At 47.7% G+C, this 18,035-nt stretch carries 17 protein-coding genes; 4 read left to right on the top strand and 13 right to left on the bottom strand.

The window, feature by feature from the left end:
• Nucleotides 1–14: 14 nt before the first annotated feature.
• Genes R7V76_RS05695 through R7V76_RS05685 form a run of 3 tightly spaced genes read right to left on the bottom strand, consistent with a single transcriptional unit; the run spans nt 15 to nt 3,981 of the window.
• Nucleotides 15–758 (bottom strand): sugar nucleotide-binding protein, encoded by a 744-nt coding sequence (locus tag R7V76_RS05695; protein WP_012371739.1) that lies wholly within the window; start codon nt 756–758, stop codon nt 15–17.
• Nucleotides 755–1,840 (bottom strand): SDR family oxidoreductase, encoded by a 1,086-nt coding sequence (locus tag R7V76_RS05690; RefSeq protein ID WP_012371738.1) that lies wholly within the window; start codon nt 1,838–1,840, stop codon nt 755–757. Before R7V76_RS05690 ends, R7V76_RS05695 begins: the two co-directional genes overlap by 4 nt.
• Nucleotides 1,837–3,981: a PAS domain-containing sensor histidine kinase gene (locus R7V76_RS05685; RefSeq protein WP_290828132.1), complete on the bottom strand. Its 2,145-nt coding sequence runs from the start codon at nt 3,979–3,981 to the stop codon at nt 1,837–1,839. The genes R7V76_RS05690 and R7V76_RS05685 overlap by 4 nt, the downstream gene beginning before the upstream one ends.
• 217 nt (nt 3,982–4,198) lie before the next feature.
• On the opposite strand from R7V76_RS05685, the gene R7V76_RS05680 reads away from it, so the two are divergent.
• Nucleotides 4,199–4,723: a restriction endonuclease gene (locus tag R7V76_RS05680; protein WP_012371736.1), complete on the top strand. Its 525-nt coding sequence runs from the start codon at nt 4,199–4,201 to the stop codon at nt 4,721–4,723.
• A 172-nt stretch (nt 4,724–4,895) separates the two neighbouring features.
• The gene (locus R7V76_RS05675; protein WP_012371735.1) at nt 4,896–5,372 is read left to right on the top strand and encodes a hypothetical protein; all 477 of its coding nucleotides are present in this window, start codon (nt 4,896–4,898) and stop codon (nt 5,370–5,372) included.
• Between the two features lie 48 nt (nt 5,373–5,420).
• On the opposite strand, the gene R7V76_RS05670 is transcribed toward R7V76_RS05675, so the two are convergent.
• Complete coding sequence (locus R7V76_RS05670) at nt 5,421–6,041, bottom strand: DUF1836 domain-containing protein (RefSeq protein ID WP_012371734.1); 621 nt, start codon at nt 6,039–6,041, stop codon at nt 5,421–5,423.
• A gap of 115 nt (nt 6,042–6,156) precedes the next feature.
• Here R7V76_RS05670 and R7V76_RS05665 point away from each other — a divergent pair, with 115 nt between their 5' ends.
• Nucleotides 6,157–6,804: a diacylglycerol/polyprenol kinase family protein gene (locus R7V76_RS05665; protein WP_318091553.1), complete on the top strand. Its 648-nt coding sequence runs from the start codon at nt 6,157–6,159 to the stop codon at nt 6,802–6,804.
• Nucleotide 6,805: 1 nt separating this feature from the next.
• Here the strand turns inward: R7V76_RS05665 and R7V76_RS05660 are convergent, their stop codons facing one another.
• The 7 genes from R7V76_RS05660 to R7V76_RS05630 all read right to left on the bottom strand — a co-directional run bounded on the left by R7V76_RS05660 (nt 6,806) and on the right by R7V76_RS05630 (nt 14,224).
• A complete protein-coding gene (locus R7V76_RS05660; RefSeq protein ID WP_012371732.1) occupies nt 6,806–7,669 on the bottom strand; it encodes a tetratricopeptide repeat protein in 864 nt (287 codons plus the stop codon).
• A gap of 108 nt (nt 7,670–7,777) precedes the next feature.
• The gene (gene ald / locus R7V76_RS05655) at nt 7,778–8,902 is read right to left on the bottom strand and encodes an alanine dehydrogenase (RefSeq protein ID WP_026827186.1); all 1,125 of its coding nucleotides are present in this window, start codon (nt 8,900–8,902) and stop codon (nt 7,778–7,780) included.
• Nucleotides 8,903–9,022: 120 nt separating this feature from the next.
• Nucleotides 9,023–10,240, bottom strand: coding sequence for a PucR family transcriptional regulator (locus R7V76_RS05650; RefSeq protein WP_114596638.1), 1,218 nt, complete (start codon nt 10,238–10,240; stop codon nt 9,023–9,025).
• 204 nt (nt 10,241–10,444) lie between these two features.
• A complete protein-coding gene (locus tag R7V76_RS05645) occupies nt 10,445–11,299 on the bottom strand; it encodes a sulfite exporter TauE/SafE family protein (RefSeq protein ID WP_012371729.1) in 855 nt (284 codons plus the stop codon).
• A gap of 107 nt (nt 11,300–11,406) precedes the next feature.
• Nucleotides 11,407–12,963 (bottom strand): solute symporter family protein, encoded by a 1,557-nt coding sequence (locus R7V76_RS05640; protein WP_012371728.1) that lies wholly within the window; start codon nt 12,961–12,963, stop codon nt 11,407–11,409.
• Complete coding sequence (locus R7V76_RS05635) at nt 12,960–13,286, bottom strand: DUF485 domain-containing protein (protein WP_131503487.1); 327 nt, start codon at nt 13,284–13,286, stop codon at nt 12,960–12,962. Before R7V76_RS05635 ends, R7V76_RS05640 begins: the two co-directional genes overlap by 4 nt.
• Nucleotides 13,287–13,579: 293 nt before the next feature.
• The gene (locus R7V76_RS05630) at nt 13,580–14,224 is read right to left on the bottom strand and encodes a TVP38/TMEM64 family protein (protein WP_131503486.1); all 645 of its coding nucleotides are present in this window, start codon (nt 14,222–14,224) and stop codon (nt 13,580–13,582) included.
• A gap of 239 nt (nt 14,225–14,463) precedes the next feature.
• Between R7V76_RS05630 and trhO the strand changes: the two genes are divergently transcribed.
• Nucleotides 14,464–15,381 carry an oxygen-dependent tRNA uridine(34) hydroxylase TrhO gene (gene trhO, locus R7V76_RS05625; RefSeq protein ID WP_012371725.1) on the top strand — a complete coding sequence of 306 codons (918 nt, stop codon included), beginning with the start codon at nt 14,464–14,466 and terminating at the stop codon, nt 15,379–15,381.
• Between the two features lie 60 nt (nt 15,382–15,441).
• Here trhO and R7V76_RS05620 read toward each other — a convergent pair whose 3' ends face one another.
• Together R7V76_RS05620 and R7V76_RS05615 are read right to left on the bottom strand one after the other, a co-directional pair.
• The gene (locus R7V76_RS05620; RefSeq protein ID WP_318091551.1) at nt 15,442–16,230 is read right to left on the bottom strand and encodes an alpha/beta hydrolase; all 789 of its coding nucleotides are present in this window, start codon (nt 16,228–16,230) and stop codon (nt 15,442–15,444) included.
• A 6-nt stretch (nt 16,231–16,236) separates the two neighbouring features.
• Nucleotides 16,237–17,913, bottom strand: coding sequence for a GGDEF domain-containing protein (locus R7V76_RS05615; protein WP_318091550.1), 1,677 nt, complete (start codon nt 17,911–17,913; stop codon nt 16,237–16,239).
• Nucleotides 17,914–18,035: the final 122 nt, after the last annotated feature.

The raw sequence follows: 18,035 nt of genomic DNA, 5'->3' as shown, positions 1-18,035 counted from the left end.
CGGACGACACTTTTTTAATGAACGAAGGACAGGTGTTCTGAAATTGGTCGGATGACAACCCGTGAGTCGGTCATCCGATCGTCGCGCGTCATACTGTTATCTTCAGTAATGTGCCACTTCGACCCATGCAGGATGTTCAAAGCGGTCACGATGTCAAAAAAGGAATGACTTGCATTTCCGTTTGCCAAATAGAGACCGGGAGTATACGTCGTGACGATCGTATAAAGCGTCTGGGCCGTATCCTCTAGAAAAGCACAGGAAGGATACCACTGTGTGCTGGCGGGAATTGGACCTGCGATAGCATGGCGTTCCAAATAATCAATCATATTATTGGAGCCGGCTGCCTGCCCAATCTGCCAACCAATCCGGACGATGTAGGCATCGGGATTGACCGCTTGAATCAGCCGTTCGCACGTTCGTTTGTAAGCTCCGTACTCATCCGTTGCTGCAGGGACGATTGCAGGATCATGAGGTCCTTTTTGTTCGTCGGAATAGACGGAAGCCGTGCTTGTAAAAAGAAACGGAATGTTTCGTTCGAACGACAGTCGTGCAAGTGTTTCGGCGAATTCAGCCGGACCCATCCCGATATGCAGCAAGAGGTCGGGTTGAACACGATCGATGAACGCTTCCATGACGGCAGAATCAGTCGTAGAGACGACGGACCGGTCCCAGGCGGTGATATCGTAGTGATGGGAACGGAAGACGTCTGCGAGAACGGGCGCGACCGTTCCGTTCATACCTGTTATTAAAACATTCATACGGGTTCTCCTGTCTGCGGATGTTTTGTTTTGTAATAGGTGACAAGGCGGGGAATCAGTTCCGCTAAATCCGGACAGATAATACCCGTTCCGTCCAAATCACGTAAGGCGTTACTCGTATCATATCGGGCCGGATGGACGAAGTAATCGAGTGTCTGCCGTTGCATCTGCAGGCGTTTCGCGATCCGCGGTGTGAGAAGAGACGTGACCAGTCGAAACGGAACAGTACCTCTCGGATATGAACCGTAATAGACGACGTGCAGCATCTCGTAAATCGCGCGGGCACCATGCGGGAACGGATCGGTCAGGTGATACGTCGTCCGGATGCCGGCTGGCGCATGACTGAGATACGTCGTCGCATTGACGACGTAATCATACGGAACAAGATTGACGAGTGCGTTTGCTCGTCCGGCATACGGTAACGGGGCAAAAGGACGGAGCAGCCGTAGCGCATTCAGAACAAAATACACACCATCCCACTTCGGGGTTTCACCGGTCTGGGAATGTCCGACGACGATTCCGGGCCGGATGATCGTATAGGGTAAGGTTCCGACTTCTTCACGGAATCGTACTTCTGCCAAATATTTCGTTTCTTCATAGGCATTTTTAAAGTCGACCTGATGTGTTAACTCGTTTTCAGAAATCGTTCCGATCCGGAGACCGGAAACATAAGCCGTACTGAAATAGACATAACGTTCCAGGTGGACGAATGTATGGGCAAGGCGCGTCACATTCGAGGTGCCGGTGACGTTAATCCGAAAGGCAGCAGCGTAAGCAGTCGCCAAGTCATAAAGAGCAGCCAGATGGAAGAGATGAGTGACGCGACTTACCAGCTCCTTCCGGATGGACTCGGGCAAACCCAACCCCTCTTTCGTAATGTCGCCTTCAATTAAAATCAGCTGTTCTTCCTTGAGCGACGTCGTCCGTAAAAACTGTTCCTTCTGCGAGACGGCGCTCGCGTATTCATGTTTAAGATGCAACAGATAAAAGCAGTCGATTTGTTCAGGAACCAAAGCTAAACGTTCGATCAGCTTCGTTGCCAAAAATCCGGGGAATCCTGTCATCAGATAAGTTCGCGTCATTTTTTCTCAAAATCCTTTCGTGGATCCAGCTCCAATACAATCGTGAACGTCGATCCTTGATTTAACTCCGATTCGACGGAGATGGCGCCTCCGTGAGATTCGATGATTTCTTTACAAATAGCTAGTCCTAAGCCGGTTCCGCCGATTTTTCGGACGGCGGAGTTATCGACGCGATAAAATTTCGTGAATAATTTATCAAAAGCGGTGGGCGGAATGCCGATGCCGTAATCTGTCACGCTTAAGATGGCCTGATCTGCTGTTTTTTCCAAACGGACATCAATATGATCAGCGGCAGGGGAATACTTAATGGCATTGGACAACAGGTTGATGATGACTTGTTTGACCTTGTCTTCATCGGCAAAAATAAGGATCGGGTCATCGTCCGTCACAGCATGGATCGTATGAGTCTCTGCTGTCTCCCCGAAGGTTTCGATCGTTTCTTCCAACAATTGGCGTAACGAAAATGGTTTAAAGGCATAATCCTGTTTGCCGCCTTCCATGCGTTGGATGTCTAAGAAATCATTGAGAAGATTCGTCAGGCGTTTCGCTTCTTCATGGACGATTTCCACATACCGCGTCGTTTTTTCAGGTGTCGGTTGCCGGTAACGCAACAGTTCCATGAAACCAAGGATAGATGAGAGCGGTGTCCGTAATTCATGGGAGACGGTGCTGATCAGTTCATCTTTGACGTGATCCATTTTCTGTTCTTCCGTCCGGTCACGGAAGACGAACAGGAAGCCGTGTCGTGAAAAGCGGCTCCGTTCTTTTTTGATCGAGGTCGCATAAAATTCAAAGTAATGATGACCGGATTCATCCGGTTGCTGCAAGGTGAAGCGGAAGGAGATCTCAGAATGTTTCCCTGCCAACAATTCCTCGACCTGTTGCAGCATGGCGTACCGTGTCGCTAAATCGAGATTCGGAATCATGCTGATCCGTTCCTGGATTTTACTTGGCGCGATACCCGGTACATCCAGCAGCTTGCGTGCTTTGACGTTCATATAGGTAAAACTGCCGTCTTCCCCGGTCAGTAAAAAACCTTCATTGGAAGCTTGGAGAATCGACTGTGTGATATCGCGTTGGCGCATGATGGCATTTTTTTCACGTTCTAACATCTTTTCGATTTTCTTTTGTTCGGTCATGTCGCGAACGACGGCGACGCGCATCCGGGTCTTTTCGTAGGTGATTTCACGGGGAAAGACTTCAATTTCGACAGAAGTGCCGTCCGCCCGCCGCCCGATGACTTCATACGGTTCTTCATGATGCTTCATGATTCGCTGAGTGACGGAGTTCTGAAACTCGGGTTGGATAAAGTCGAGAATCTGATGACCTTTCATCAGTTCGAGTCGGGTCCGGAAAATAATTTCCGCCGCCCGGTTCGCATCGAGAATGACGCCGTTATCATGAAAGATGACGGCTTCAAGAACCGATTCGGCAATCAGACGGAAACGCCGTTCACTTTTCGCGAGATGCAGCTCGACTTGTTTTTGAGAACTGATATCCGTGATGAATAAAAAGAAACCGCCATTTTGGAGACGCGTCATATACAGGCGGCCGTAAAAATAAGAACCGTCTGTCCGGTGATACGTCCAGTCATTTTCTGTATCCCGTCCGTGTAACAAGAGAATATCTTCATCGGACAAGTTTTTTAGATTTAACTGTTCAAGATGTTGTTTTCGGAGTTGGAATTCTTCCGGATCATGAATCGAGATCGGTGTCATCTCCTGAGGCAGCGCAGCGGGATCGACGCCGAACATCGTGCCGGCTGTCTCGTTGATGGCGGTGATGCGGAAATCTGGATCTGTCACGAGAATCGCGGCATCAATCGTTGAATTCAATAGTTGGTGGAGATCAAGTGACTTGATCGTGACTAAAAAGAAATCCGTCTGCTCGACCGGAGAAATCGTCAACGTGTATGGAAGCGAGACGACTTGAATCCGGCTTGAAATCGGGAAAAGTGTATCCTCCAGTAAGAAGAATGAAGAAAGCGATGTATCAGCTGATGACAGCTGGAACTGATTATGAAATGCAGGGTTCGCAAAGTCGATGATACCAAGTCGATCCACTAACACGACAGGCTCTTCGAGAGCGCGCAACGTTGCATGGATGACTCTGCTGGAAGAAGGAGATGAATGTTCTGCCATGAGCTGCCTCCTTAAAAGAAATGAGCGGTAGACGAATGTGTACAAAAAAGTCAGTAAGGTGACGTATTCTCTATATATTCTCCATCCCATGACGTCGTTCCTATCACTTACGCAAGACAGGCACGAATTTAGTATGATGAATACAGAGAACGAATCCGACTACGGACGGGTGTGACACGTAAACCGACGAGCGGACTCGGAAGGGCGGAACAAAACGATGCAAACACATACGAAACGAAGAATGATTGCCTTCTTATTTGCAGGAGGCGGGGGAGCCGCTGCTTATTTTTTTTCGAGTTCTTGGGAACCTTTAATCTTGATTGTCAGTATAGTAGGGTGTACACTCTTTTTAATCCTTTCCTTCCTGACACCGTCACTCGCCAATCGGCTGGACCGGATGGAAGGACGAGAGTTTGAGGAATGGTTGGTCGAGCTTTTTGAAAAAGCCGGGTATCGTGTCGAGTTGACACCGGCCTCACGTGATTTCGGAGCAGATTTATTGATTGAAGACGCACAAGGGTATAGGATTGCGATTCAAGCGAAACGATATGGTTCGGTCGTAGGACTCGAAGCCGTTCAACAAGTGGCGGCGGCCGTCCCGTTTTACGGTATGGATGAAGGATGGGTCGTGACGAACTCGACCTATACGGAAGCTGCGTATCGTCTGGCAGAACCGAATCAGGTTCGGTTGATTGATCGGAACGAATTATTGGAATTTGCTCATGAAATTGGCTTTCGCTAATGTTGTCGAATGATTGTCGACAAAAGGGGGTTGTCAATTTGTTCAAACGGTGCAATAATCATTTTCGTTAACGAAATATCAGTCAGATAAAGAAAATCAAAATTATACGGAATGTCTAAATATACTGGGGACGAAATACCAGCACTTTTTAGCAGTGAGAGGAGAATTTCTGTTGCGCAAAGTTGTCTATGTGCAGGGTTGCGTTTTTTCGCAAGGTCATGCCGCGATTTATGATGAATCCCACCAAATGATTGGGGCGGTTCAACACGACGATACAGGTCGTGTTCAAGTAATGAATGGTGAAGGTAGAGGGGTAGCGTTTGGTAAGTTCATCCCGACATGCAAGAAATGGGTCGTGATGAACCACGATGGTCAAGAAGTAGGTCAAATGCGTGAGAAATTTTCACTCTTCTCGAAGAAATGTGAGTACAACGTTTACGAACGAGGTACGTACACCATTTCCTTCGACCTGACAAAAGGAAAATTCTCAGTACGGAGTTCAGCGGGAGAAGTCGTCGCAGAATTGCTGCAAGACGGCGATGAATACCGTCTCGTCAAAGATGCGGATAAGCTTTCGATGTACGAATTACTCTCGGTTCTAAAGAGCCTGACGAATAACGTCAACTACAAGTCACTTACAGCAGTCTAAAATAAAAAAGATGTCCGGCCATCGATGATGACCGGACATCTTTTTTTGTTAAGTTTGTAAGACATGTTGAAGACGTTGCTTCGCTTCGTGCGTCAGATGCGATATACGGCGCGCATAGAGGCACAGTTGGAGAACGTGGACAGTTTCAGGTCGGTAGGCGTTGATGCGCTCTAAGGACCGTCTCAAGCGTTTTTCCGTCAACTCGATCGGACCGCTTGTTTCAGCATGTTGTGTATACACAAGATAGAAGTCAAGCGGACTGATTAAATCATCTTCATCAATGTTTGGATTTTTGAAGACAATCGTCAATAATTCACGTGTTTCCTCCAGTGAAAACAAATGCTTTAAATCATCCAGTAAGTAAATGATGGCAGCCTGGTTAATGGAATACTTCTTACCCCGGTGCGGAACGCCGATGATGTCACGGACTTCGCGTTTCGTCCAATTTTGAATCGTCGTTGCCGACATATGTTCCCCGATCAATGCATTGGCAAGGTGAACGATTTCATTAATGGATAAACCGTTTTTGGAAGGATCGAACTGTTTGAGACGGGTCATTACTTTCGGCAGATCGGCCTCATCTTCTGACACAAGTGTCCCGATTCCTTTGCCTTCTTTTAAACGAAGCAGGCAACTGGATAACGTTTGTACTGCTTGAGCATCATACATGCAGAATACTTCCTCTCTAGAACGTCATTTGACCTTATGTTAACAAATGAAGGTTCGAAAGAGCAAACGCCAATTGAACGAAGTACAATGAAACTATCAAAAAAGGGGGATTCGTATGGAGTGGATTGCTGCAGTCGGAACAATCGTCATCGTTGGAATCGTCTTAGCCCTTCTCGAATGGACGGGAAAAAAATTGCAGATGCAACCCGAGACGATACGGAAGTGGATTCATATCGCGGTCGGGCACTGGGTGTTTTTAGCCCTCGCTTGGATGGAGCATTGGTATGTCGCCATCACACCGCTGCTTTTTTTCACACTGATCAATTGGATTACATTGAAACGAGGGACCGGACGAATGAATCAGGTGGAACGGATTTCGTATGGAACGGTGTATTACCCGATGGCCTTGGCCCTGCTGGTTCTGTTCTTTTTCGAACAGGAACCGATGGCGCTTGTCGCAGGAAGTATGGTCCTTGCCTGGGGAGACGGATTAGCCGCCCTCGTCGGAAAACGCTTTGGGAAAACATTCTACACCCGCGGAAAAATCCGTCGTTCGTTCGAAGGCAGCATCGCGATGTTTTTAGCGTCTTTTCTCGTGTTGACAGTGACCTTCCTATTGTATGAAGAACCGGCTTGGCTTGCCGTCAGTTACGGTTTTTTACTGGCCAACATTGCGGCCTTGATCGAAGCGGTCTCTTACCGGGATACCGATAACCTGTTGATTCCGCTGACGATCGGAGCTCTTGTCGCATTCGCCCTGTGAATTACGAACGGTGCAACAGACAACGCATGAAATACCGGGACCGGATCGTCAGGTAGAGCGGAATGGACCGGATTCCGGCATGGCGATACGTCAAGTCACGGCAAAGCGTATCAAAAACGGTCCGACACATCCGGTCTTTCGTCTGATCGTAGACGGCTGCCCACATGCTGTGTTCGACCATCAGGGAAAGCATGGAATCGAGCCGAAAGACGGTTGCTTCATCCGGTTCGCCGTCCAGTGCCTGATGGAATAACTCATAACGCATTTCCGCATTGTTGGCGGCAATCGAATGGAACACCATATCGTGGTGGTGTTCCGGAATTTCGAACAGCAATGAGTAAAGAGACTCCAGCACATGTTCATCATGCCCCGGCATCGACTGCATCATATCGATGGTCATCAAGGTCCCTTCTCCACCGGGACCGATTTTTTTCAGGTATTGGAGTGCATGAGACGCGGCCTCACCGAAAAATTCCCGTTCGTGATAATGAACGGCTAAATGACGATGCACACTCGGCTCCTCCGGAAAAAGCGACAACGCATCCAGGAAATGCCGTTCGGCCTCATGTTGAAAATTTTCGACTTCACTCATCAAACCGAGCAGCAGGTGCGCCCGGACATGATCACCGGTTTCGGAACGTGCCTGTTCAAGTTGTCGACGTGCGGCTGAAAAGTTTTGTTCGTGAAAGAAAGCATAGGCTTTGGCAATCCCGGGAAGCGGATGCCCAGGGTCCAACTGGTGCAGGCGTTCAATTTTTTGCTGAAACAGCTTGGGTTCAAATTCAGACGTCAAATGCGACAACAGATCAAGCTCTGCGAAAGGGATTGTAATCTCATTTGATTGTGCTTGTAACGTATGGATCATGTGAAGACCACCTTATGTCATGTGATATCTTCATGATAATGGAAAGAGAAGACAAGAAACAGCCCATTGCTTCAGCAACGGGCTGTTTCTTGTCTTTATCAGATAGGCTTAAGCGTGTAGATGAAGCACATCTTCCACCGATTTGTACGTGTATCCAAGATCGCGTGCAACTGCTTCGTACGTGACGAATCCTTGGGCAACGTTCAGACCTTTTTCAAGAGCGGCGTTTTCAGCCAGCGCGCGATGCGTGCCTTTGTTCGCAAGCTCTAATACATAAGGAAGTGTCGCGTTCGTCAAAGCGAGTGTCGATGTGCGTGGAACCGCACCTGGCATGTTGGCGACCGCATAGTGAACGACACCGAACTTCTCATATGTCGGATCATCGTGTGTCGAAATACGATCGACTGTTTCGAAGATTCCACCTTGGTCGATCGCTACGTCAACGATGACAGAACCCGGTTTCATCCGCTCGACCATTTCAGCCGTGACAAGTTTCGGAGCTTTTGCTCCAGGAATCAAGACGGCACCGACAACGAGATCACTTTCAGCGACAGCTTCTGCGATCGTATACGGGTTTGAAATCAATGTGTTGATGGAATTACCGAAAATATCATCGAGTTGACGAAGACGTTCCGGACTGACATCGATGATTGTTACGTCTGCACCGAGACCAACCGCAAGTTTCGCTGCGTTTGTTCCAACGACACCACCGCCGATGACCGTTACTTTACCGCGACGCACACCCGGAACACCTGCGAGCAGGATTCCCATGCCGCCGTGTGGTTTTTCGAGGAACTGCGCTCCGATTTGTGATGCCATCCGACCAGCGACTTCGCTCATTGGTGTCAAGAGTGGTAATGTCCGGTTTTTTTCGACCGTTTCGTATGCGATAGCTGTAATTTTTGAATCGACGAGTGCGCGTGTCAATTCAGGTTCTGCAGCCAGGTGAAGATATGTGAACAGTGTCAGTTCCGGACGGAAGTATTGATATTCTGAAGCAACCGGTTCTTTCACTTTCAGTGCGAGTTCTGCAGTCGCCCAAACTTCAGCCGCTGTCTCGATGATTTGTGCCCCTGCTTGCGTGTACTCTTCGTTTGTAAAGCCGCTCCCCATACCAGCAGTTGTTTCGACGATGACCGTATGTCCTTGACCCGTTAATGCTGCTACCCCAGCAGGCGTTAACGCGACACGGTTTTCATTGTTTTTGATTTCCTTTAATACTCCGATGATCATAAATGCGATCCCCTTTCGCGAATAAACAAACAGTGTGTCACTTCTTCTTCAGTATACGAGAAATGAAAGCGTTCTACTTTATCGGCGATTTCAAAAATACAAGCAATCCTTTGTGAAAAATCACAAAGGATAACGGTCTGCTTTTAGGTATAGGTAGAGAAGGGCCCGTTCCGGAAGCGACTCCATCCGAATACCGGCTTCTTCTTCGATTCTTCGCATCCGGTACAAAATCGTATTCGGGTGAACATGGAGATGAGAAGCGACCTGTTTGACGTTTCCGTCATAATGAAGGAACCATTCCAACGTCTCGCAAAGGGAAGCGGCATGCTTCTCGTCATAGGAACGCAAGCGTTCGATTTCTTCCAAGCGGACAGTTCTTCTGCGCAACCGTTCAGAAAAAATCGGCAAGAGTTGAAACAGACCAAGACGTTCATATCGTGTAACCGTACTGAGTTCAAACGGAAAAGCATCTTTTAACCGCAGAACGATGCCGGTTTCCTCGTACCGTTCCGGAATCGATTGGACGCCGGTAAACACTTCGCTGCTGGCAGAGATGAAGTTCGTATAATTAAACCGTTCCGCGAGCATCTGTCGGAATGACTGGATGAACGCATCGAACTGGAGTCGTTCATGATGGGCATCTTGATCGTTTGTGCTGATCCACAAAATAAAATCAGTTTCATCATATGCGTACAAAAGCGGTCGGACGGTTTGCTGGATAGTCAGCAAATAGCGTAAACGATCCGCGAGTCGCGGCGTGATGGCTTCTGAAAACCGGATCACCATCAGACGGCTGATTCCGGGTGGCGCAACATGTAACTTAGAGAAGGTCTTTAAAATTTCCGATTCGGGCATGTCTTCATGCAGCAGTTCAAAAAAGAATTGTTCCGTTTTTTCTTCCTGGCGTTTCTTTTGCATGTCGATCGCGAGCAACTGGCGCTGGGCAAGCAACGCTCCTTTTTTTAAATCGGATAACTCCGTTTCCGAAAAGGGAGTGCTGCGGGCAATCGACCAAATATACCCTAAAATTTCTGTGTCCTGTTTGATTGCAATCGCGACGCGGTCATTCAATCCGACACCCGTCCGGGCTGAAATGATTAAAGGTTCGTCTTGCGCAGCAAGATTCTGGATGACTTCGTCTTTCCACAGTTGATCGATGACCGATTCGGGGACGCGCCGCCCAATAATTGTTGCAATCCGGGCCGGATCCGTATCAGCTGTGTGTGTGCTGTAGGCAAGTAACCGGTGATTCCGGTCCTCGATCGTAATGGGAGCACTCAGTGCGACACCAATCGCTTCGGCTAAATCCTCAAGGGAATGATACGTCGCTTCCAACATAAAAATCAGACCTTCTTTCTCTATTTAAAAAATCCTATTGAAGTAAGTATATCTTTGGTTGTGTACAAGCACAAAGAAATTCCTGTAAGTTGTAAATTTTAACAAAATATAAAACGACTCCACGTCAAAATCAGACACAAAAAACCTCCCGACAGTTAACCGGATTTACCGGGGAACTGTCGGGAGGCGAGATTATACAAAGAATCAGCGGCGGACAGAGCGTTTACGACTGTAGACGACAAGTGTCAGCAAGAAGACAAGACTGAGGGCAATCAAGACAATCAGTGAAGCCGTATTGAAATGAAGGACCTCAAGAAGAACGCTTGTTGCAACGGTCAGATAAAAAATACCGAGATATTTTTTGACGAACGGGCTGTCGAAATGCGCCAATTGTTTGGCCCCGATCGGTGCACCGAGTAACGCTCCGATGATCAGCATGACTCCGACGAGCAGATCGACATCGGTACTTGCGACCGTATAGTTGACGAGCCCGGACAAGACGATCAATAAGGCAGAAGCAATACTTGTTCCGACTGCACGCTTCAACTCATATCCGGCGATACCGACGAGGAGCGGCGTGATGATGAAACCACCGCTGACACCGAGCAACGACGAGATGAATCCGGCAAACAGTCCGATGAATCCAAGCGCCAGGTAACGGTTTTTCCAACCGGTCTGTGATCCGGTCGTTGTTTTGGGACGTAAAAATTTATTGGCGAAATACAGCAGCAAACCAATATAGACGATCGAGATGACGAGATGGGCACCGTTCACTTCTTCCAAGCGGAGAACGATCGGCGTTGCGATGGTAGAACCGATGATCCCGACGAGACCGACGACCAGACTGTCACGCCAAACCACGTTTTTAAGGCGCAAGTGTGAGAGCGTACCAGATACGGTCGAGCCGAGCGTCAACATTAAGCTGGTCGCGATGGCGACGCTCGGGGCAAAACCGAGAATCAGCAAAAGCGGTGTTAAGATGATGCCGCCGCCGATTCCGAAGAAACCGGAGATGATACCAATGAAAAAGCCGAGCGGTAAAAAATAATAAAATTCCATTTGAGACATTCCTTTCACGTTCTTTCATACGGTTAGTATGGCAATCCCTTCGCAAAATGTAAAAGGGAACGGCTCCTTCAAGGGGGTTGAAGGAGCCGTTAAGGGGATTATTCTTTTGATGCCGCAACTTCAGTTGCTGTATCAATACCGGTATTGGCTTTGACAAGAATACGTTCGAAGTTACCGGCCACTTCGTCCGATTTCGTAACAAGTGTTCCGATGATCGCACCTAGAAAACCAAGTGGAATCGAAACAATTCCCGGATTCGACAGTGGGAATAACGCTTCCCCGACGAATAAGGCTGAACCGTCGACTGCCCAGATGTTAGGACTGAGCGCGACGAGAAGCAGTGAAGAGAAAAGACCGACGACCATACCTGTGACAGCTCCGCCAGTATTGAAACGGCGCCAGAAAATCGTCAGCAAAATGACGGGCAGGTTAGCACTGGCTGCAACTGCAAAGGCCAGTGAAACGAGGAAAGCGACATTCATCGATTGCGCGAATAACGCCAGTACCATCGAAACGAGTGCGACGGCAATGGAAGCGAGACGGGCAGCCGTCATTTGTTCTTTTTCCGTCGCTTGTCCTTTGCGCAGGATGTGACTGTAGAAATCATGGGCAAAGGCGGAAGCAGCCGATAAAACGAGTCCGGCGACGACGGCAAGGATGGTCGCAAAAGCAACAGCCGCAACAAAGGCGAACAGTAAGTCTCCGCCAAGCGCCTGCGCAAGGAGAGGGGCCGCCATGTTACCGGCAGCATTCGCAGCAATGATGTCATCTGCTCCGACGAAAGCTGCGGCTCCAAAGCCGAGGAAAATCGTTAAGATATAAAACGCACCGATGATCCAGGTCGCATACACTACTGATTTCCGGGCAGTCGGTGCATCTTTAACCGTAAAGAAGCGGATTAAGATATGCGGCAAGCCGGCTGTTCCGAGAACAAGTGCCAAGTTTAAGGAAATCGTATCGAGCGGCAACTTAAACTTATTACCGGGGTTCAGGAATGAATCACCGAGCGGCGTTGCTTGTTTCACTTCCGAAAACATCTTCATGACTGAGAAGTCGAATTTAGCAAATACCATAAAGGAAATAACAGCTGTTCCGGCCATCAACAGAATGGCTTTGATGATTTGCACCCAGGAAGTGGCCGTCATCCCGCCGAACACAACGTACACCGTCATCAAAATACCGACGATGATGACACTTGTCGTATAAGGAATCCCGAGTAATAACTCAATGAGGGCACCGGCTCCGACCAACTGGGCAATCATATAGAAAATGGAGATGACGATGGAGTTCATCGCTGCGACACCCCGAACTTTCGAGGCATTAAAGCGGGCAGCAATCATATCTGCCATCGTATATTTTCCTAAATTACGCAACGGTTCGGCGACAAGGTAAAGAACGACGAGGTAGGCGACCAGGAAACCGATCGAATAAAAGAATCCGTCAAATCCGGCCAAGGCAATCATTCCGGCAATTCCAAGGAAAGAAGCAGCTGACATATAGTCGCCGGCAATGGCAATTCCGTTTTGGGCACCGGTCAAACCACCGTCCGCGGTATAAAAATCGTTTGCCGTCTTCGTTTTACGGGCGGCGAAGTATGTAATGACGAGTGTCAACCCGACAATCGCGGCGAATAGGGCGACAGCTGTATAGTTCATTTCGATTCCTCCTTGATTTGTTCGACCAACCGATCAAACGAACGCGCTTTTTTGCTGTAAAGGGTACAGAACGTCCACGTCATGATGAACTGCAGGAAAGCGAATAGCCAAGCTCCTGTAATATCACCAAGCAACGGCCGATTCAAGAAGGTAAAATAGCTGGTCATGATAGGCAACGTAAAATAAAAAATGAGACAAAATAGAATAGCGGGTAAGATGAATGCCTTTTTTTCTCGCATCAATTGTTTAAATGATGGACTTTCGACAATCGCTTCAGCAGAGCGTGTTGTTTCCGTCTTAGCTGTTTCGGATACCTGATGCATGGGACGCCTCCTTTGAAAATGAATTTAAATTCATTATAGAGACACTTACTTTGGAAAATCTATCCTAATTTAGAAGAGGGAAACAGAGATATTATACTAGTATTGGTCTTACCAATTAATTGTAAGCGTTTTCAATGGTGAACAAAATGTGAACGTTATTTTAATAACATATTGATTTCAAAAAATGATTCAAAAGTCCTGCTCTGGAAAATGGATTCAAACCTTAGAAAAGCGTGATGAAACAGCATAATTAAAAGACACACCCTTCATCAGGATGTATCTTTAGAGGTAAATCATTTGTTATTGTGCTCGATTTCTTGTTCAAGCTCACGTAATGACTTCGAACGTCGTGCCAAGGCACGGCGCTTGATGATTTCTTCGACGCCGCGGCTGACTCCCCAGATGGCGAGTAAAATCAGGAACAGAAAAACAAGCCGGATCGGCCGTTCCAAAAATGTCGACCATTCTTTACCGATTAAGGAGAAGATGATGACGACGATCAGTCGTCCTGCTCCGGCAGCAATCAAATACGTCCGAAGCGACAGTTGAATCATGGCGGAGATGGCTGTAATGATGAACGCCGGCATGAACGGAAGGGAAAAGAAAAAACCGAGCGAAATCGGACTCATATGGCGAACCCGTTCAATCCACTGTTGAGCGGCTTTATGTTGTTCAAGCCACCTCGTGACAGGGCGACGGAATAAATAACGGATACAGGCAAAGACAACAAGTGAGCCGAGCATGCTTCCGACCCAAGAGACGAGCACACCCATCCAAAATCCATAAGTGGCGGCATTGGCGGAAATGATCAGAACAAGTGGGAGGAACGGAAAAAGTGATTCCAAAAAGGGTGCGATCAATCCGGTCGCAGCACCACCCGGAAGATCCTGGAGAAACGTAATCATCTGTTCAATCCACTGACGGACGGTTTGGAGCATTCGGAATCCTCCTTACAATATAAACTGCTACTTTCTATTTTAACTCTTTCCCCGCCAGAAAGGGAGAAAGTTTGTCCGGAGCTTCTTCTGAAACTAGTAATTGTGCATTTCAAATGAAGTTGGTATTATACTTAAATGGGTGCGTTTTGCAGGCGTTCCCAGCTAGCTTATAGCTATGACGCTTCGTTCGCCAACGTTCGTTTTACTGCAAAAAACTGACATGGGGGCCAATGAGGATTATGAAACCTTATCGCGTACTATTATTTTATAAGTATGTTCCGATTGACAATGCGGAACAATTAACAAAAGAGCACCTTGCTTATTGCAAAGAGCTCGGCATCAAAGGAAGAATCTTGATTGCTCCGGAAGGAATCAACGGTACTTTATCCGGAACAGTCGAACAAACCGATCAATACATGCAAGACCTGCTTGCCGATCCACGGTTTAATGATATCGAATTTAAAATCGATGAGGTCGACGAACATGCCTTCAAAAAAATCTTCGTTCGTTATAAAAGCGAACTGGTCACATGGCGTTTTGAAGACGAGTTCAACGTCCCGGAAGAACATGCCGCGTATCTTGAACCGGCCGAATGGAAAAACATGATGCAAAATGAAGATGTCGTCATTCTCGATGTTCGGAACAACTACGAATACGATCTCGGTCATTTTAAAAATGCCGTCAAGGTCGATGTCGATGCGTCACGTGAGTTTCCGCAATGGCTCGATGAAAATGAACACTTGTTTGAAGGAAAAAAAGTCCTGACGTACTGCACGGGTGGTGTTCGTTGTGAAAAATTCACAGCGTATTTCCGTAAACGTCAAAACAGTGACGACATCTTCCACCTTAAAGGCGGCGTCGTCATGTACGGGAAAGATGAAGCGACACGCGGAGAAGACTGGGAAGGGGAATTGTATGTGTTCGACGAACGCATCCAAGTACCGGTCAACGAAGTGAATCCAACCGTTGTCTCAACATGCTATTACTGTGGGAAAGACGAAACACGTTACGTGAATTGTGCAAATCCGGAATGTAATCGTCAACACTTCTGCTGTGAAGAGTGTGAACCGAAAGTCATGCGTTCTTGTTCAGACGAATGCCGGGAACACCCGCGCAACCGTTATGTGAAAGAGCAGATGGAAGAATTGGTAAAGTGACGGCGTATAAAAAAAACAGGCTGACAAAATCCGGGTTCCGGATTTTGTCAGCCTGTTTTTTTAGGATGAAAATAAGAAGCGGAGAATATCCGGCATCCGTTTTGCCCATTCGGTTTCATGATGGACGGCATCCGGAATGATTTCATAAGCCGCTTGTTGAACTTTTTTCTGCACCGCTTTCGCCAAAACCTCGTTCGTATGCAGATAGTCATTTTCTGTCATCGGTCCGCTGACTTCCTTCGTACCGACGTCCATGTAACAACGATGGTCCTCTGATAAACCCGGACTGCGCTCGATGAATTCCAGTAAAGAAGAAAAATTCGCCCAACCGGCCGTCGATAAAGCAGCCACACGTGTGAAGACTTCCGGATAAGCAAATAGGCCGTACAGTGAAATGACACCTCCCATGGAACTGCCGATCATGGTCGTATCCGTCGGAATCGTCGCATACTGCGCATCGATATACGGTTTTAATTCATGAACAATCCAGTGCATGTATTGTTTTCCGTTACCGCCGATCGTCTTGCGATGAGACGGATATGCAGTGCGCATCAAAAGGGCTTCATCTGTCCAGGGGGCATATTCATCGTAACGGTCCATCCCGTCATCCGGACTGTCGATGGCGACGATCATCGCGTGTAACTGAACGGTGTGTAAAGCATGATGGACTTCCCAGCCTTTTCCGAAAGAGGCGGTTTCACCGCTGAATACATTTTGTCCATCGTGCATATAGATGACCGGGAGTGCTTCATCGGCCGGGAGTTCAGTCGGACGATAAATTCGGATCGTTCGGGGCATTTCAAGTGTAGGAACCAATCGTTCAATTTCAGTAATCGACAAGATAGTCACGACCTTTCAAAGATTAGCGTAATGAGCAGTACAATTGCGACCGTTGTGTTTGCCTCCGACATAAAGGGCATGATCCGCTTGACGAAGCGATTCTTCAAACGATCGTTCCGACCGATATTCGACGGTATCGACGCCGAGGCTGATGGTGATGGATAAACGATGTCCGTCGACGACGAACGGTCGATCGAGTACAGCATGTCGGACCTCTTCTGCGACATCGATGGCCTGGTTCTGTGGAGACTGATGAAGTAACAGGACAAATTCCTCCCCGCCGTACCGTGCTGCGAAGACATTGTGCTTTTTCTGCTGAATGGACCGGATTCTGCGACCGAGTTCACGCAGGACGAGGTCACCGACCTTATGCCCATACGTATCGTTGACATACTTAAAGTGGTCGATATCAAATAAAACAATCGACAACGGATAACGATCGGAGGCAAACTGTTGGGCCCCTTCCTCGTAAAAAGCACGGCTGTTGGCGAGCTCCGTCAAGGCATCCGTCCGACTTTCGGCGTACAGTTGATAAGTTTCACGTGAACGGTGTAAAACCCGGCAAAAAATGCGTAACAAACGCGAAAGTTCATCTGCACTTGTCGCATCATAGGCATCGGCAATCTGATGGAAAAGAACAATCGATACATCGACATCTTCGTTCGTAATCGACGGAATGGCAATCATCGAATGACGGTCAACGGGCAAGTCGATTTGAATGTCCGAGCCCCAATCGCATCGAAGGCCGTGGATGATTGGGGTGTGCAACTGTTCGGCCGACAAGGAATGAAATAGAGGCAACACGTCAATGACTGTCTTCGTTCGTATGTTATAGATGGTTTGCTTACGCTGTTGCTGAATCGATATCCATCCTTCTGAGAAATCAATCAGGTGCGGCAAGTCGCGTAATAAGGAATCAATCGTTTCTTGTTCAAACCGGGAAATCAGCAGGTGTTCTTTGGCGTCATCAAACCGCTTGGCTTTCTCATTCGCTTCAATCGTCTCCCCGCGTTGTTGGAGCAAACGTTTGAATAAAAATAAAATCAGTGTCGAGACAGACGCGGCGATGAGCGGATTCTCATCGTAAAACCAGATTCCGAGCAAGGCACATAAGATACTGATGCCGTAGACCAGCGTCTGCAGGCGGACAAGACGGACCCAATCATATTTTAAATACAGGATCCGGTTGACGAACCGGCACTGGAGATAGGAAACGATCATGACGGTCGCCAAATATCCGAGAAGCGGAAAGAGCGCTTTCGAGTAAGTAAAACCGGTCCCAATCGGTCCACCGAGTGCTAAATAGACAAGGGACGGACAGGCGAGGTAAACCAAATCAAACAAAACGTTGATTGGATACAAGTATAAAAAGCGTTGACGGCGAATTTCTTTTTTGTGAGAAAAATATTGAAAAATGATGATACCTATCTGACTGAGAAGGATGGACGGCCATAATCCGTAATTAAGGAAGATGAATAAGATGATCCCTTCCTGAAACGTATAATAAATACCTCCGCGCCGGATGTTGTCGAACTGAAACAGGATGATGAGTGCAAGAAGGTAGGCGGCATTGCCAAGTGAGAGTGGAAAGTCGATGAGTGTCGGATGTGTAAGTAAAGTGAAGGTAAGCAGACTGGCGACGAGACACAAGACGAGCCAACTGTTTCGTGCCACTTTTCGATAGTAGACCATGGTGCGTCCCCCTCCTTTAACAGTCCTTCCCTACTTATACCCGTTTTGTGGAAATTATGATAAGGGATTTACAAAAAAATAAGGTTGAGAGAATGGGGTGAATTGCGTATAATGTGAAAGAT

The organism is Exiguobacterium artemiae (genome assembly GCF_033342815.1).
GTDB classification, from domain to species: Bacteria; Bacillota; Bacilli; order Exiguobacteriales; family Exiguobacteriaceae; genus Exiguobacterium_A; species Exiguobacterium_A artemiae_A.
The sequence above is the reverse complement of the archived record's forward strand: the minus strand, read 5'-3'. Positions and strand labels throughout refer to the sequence as shown.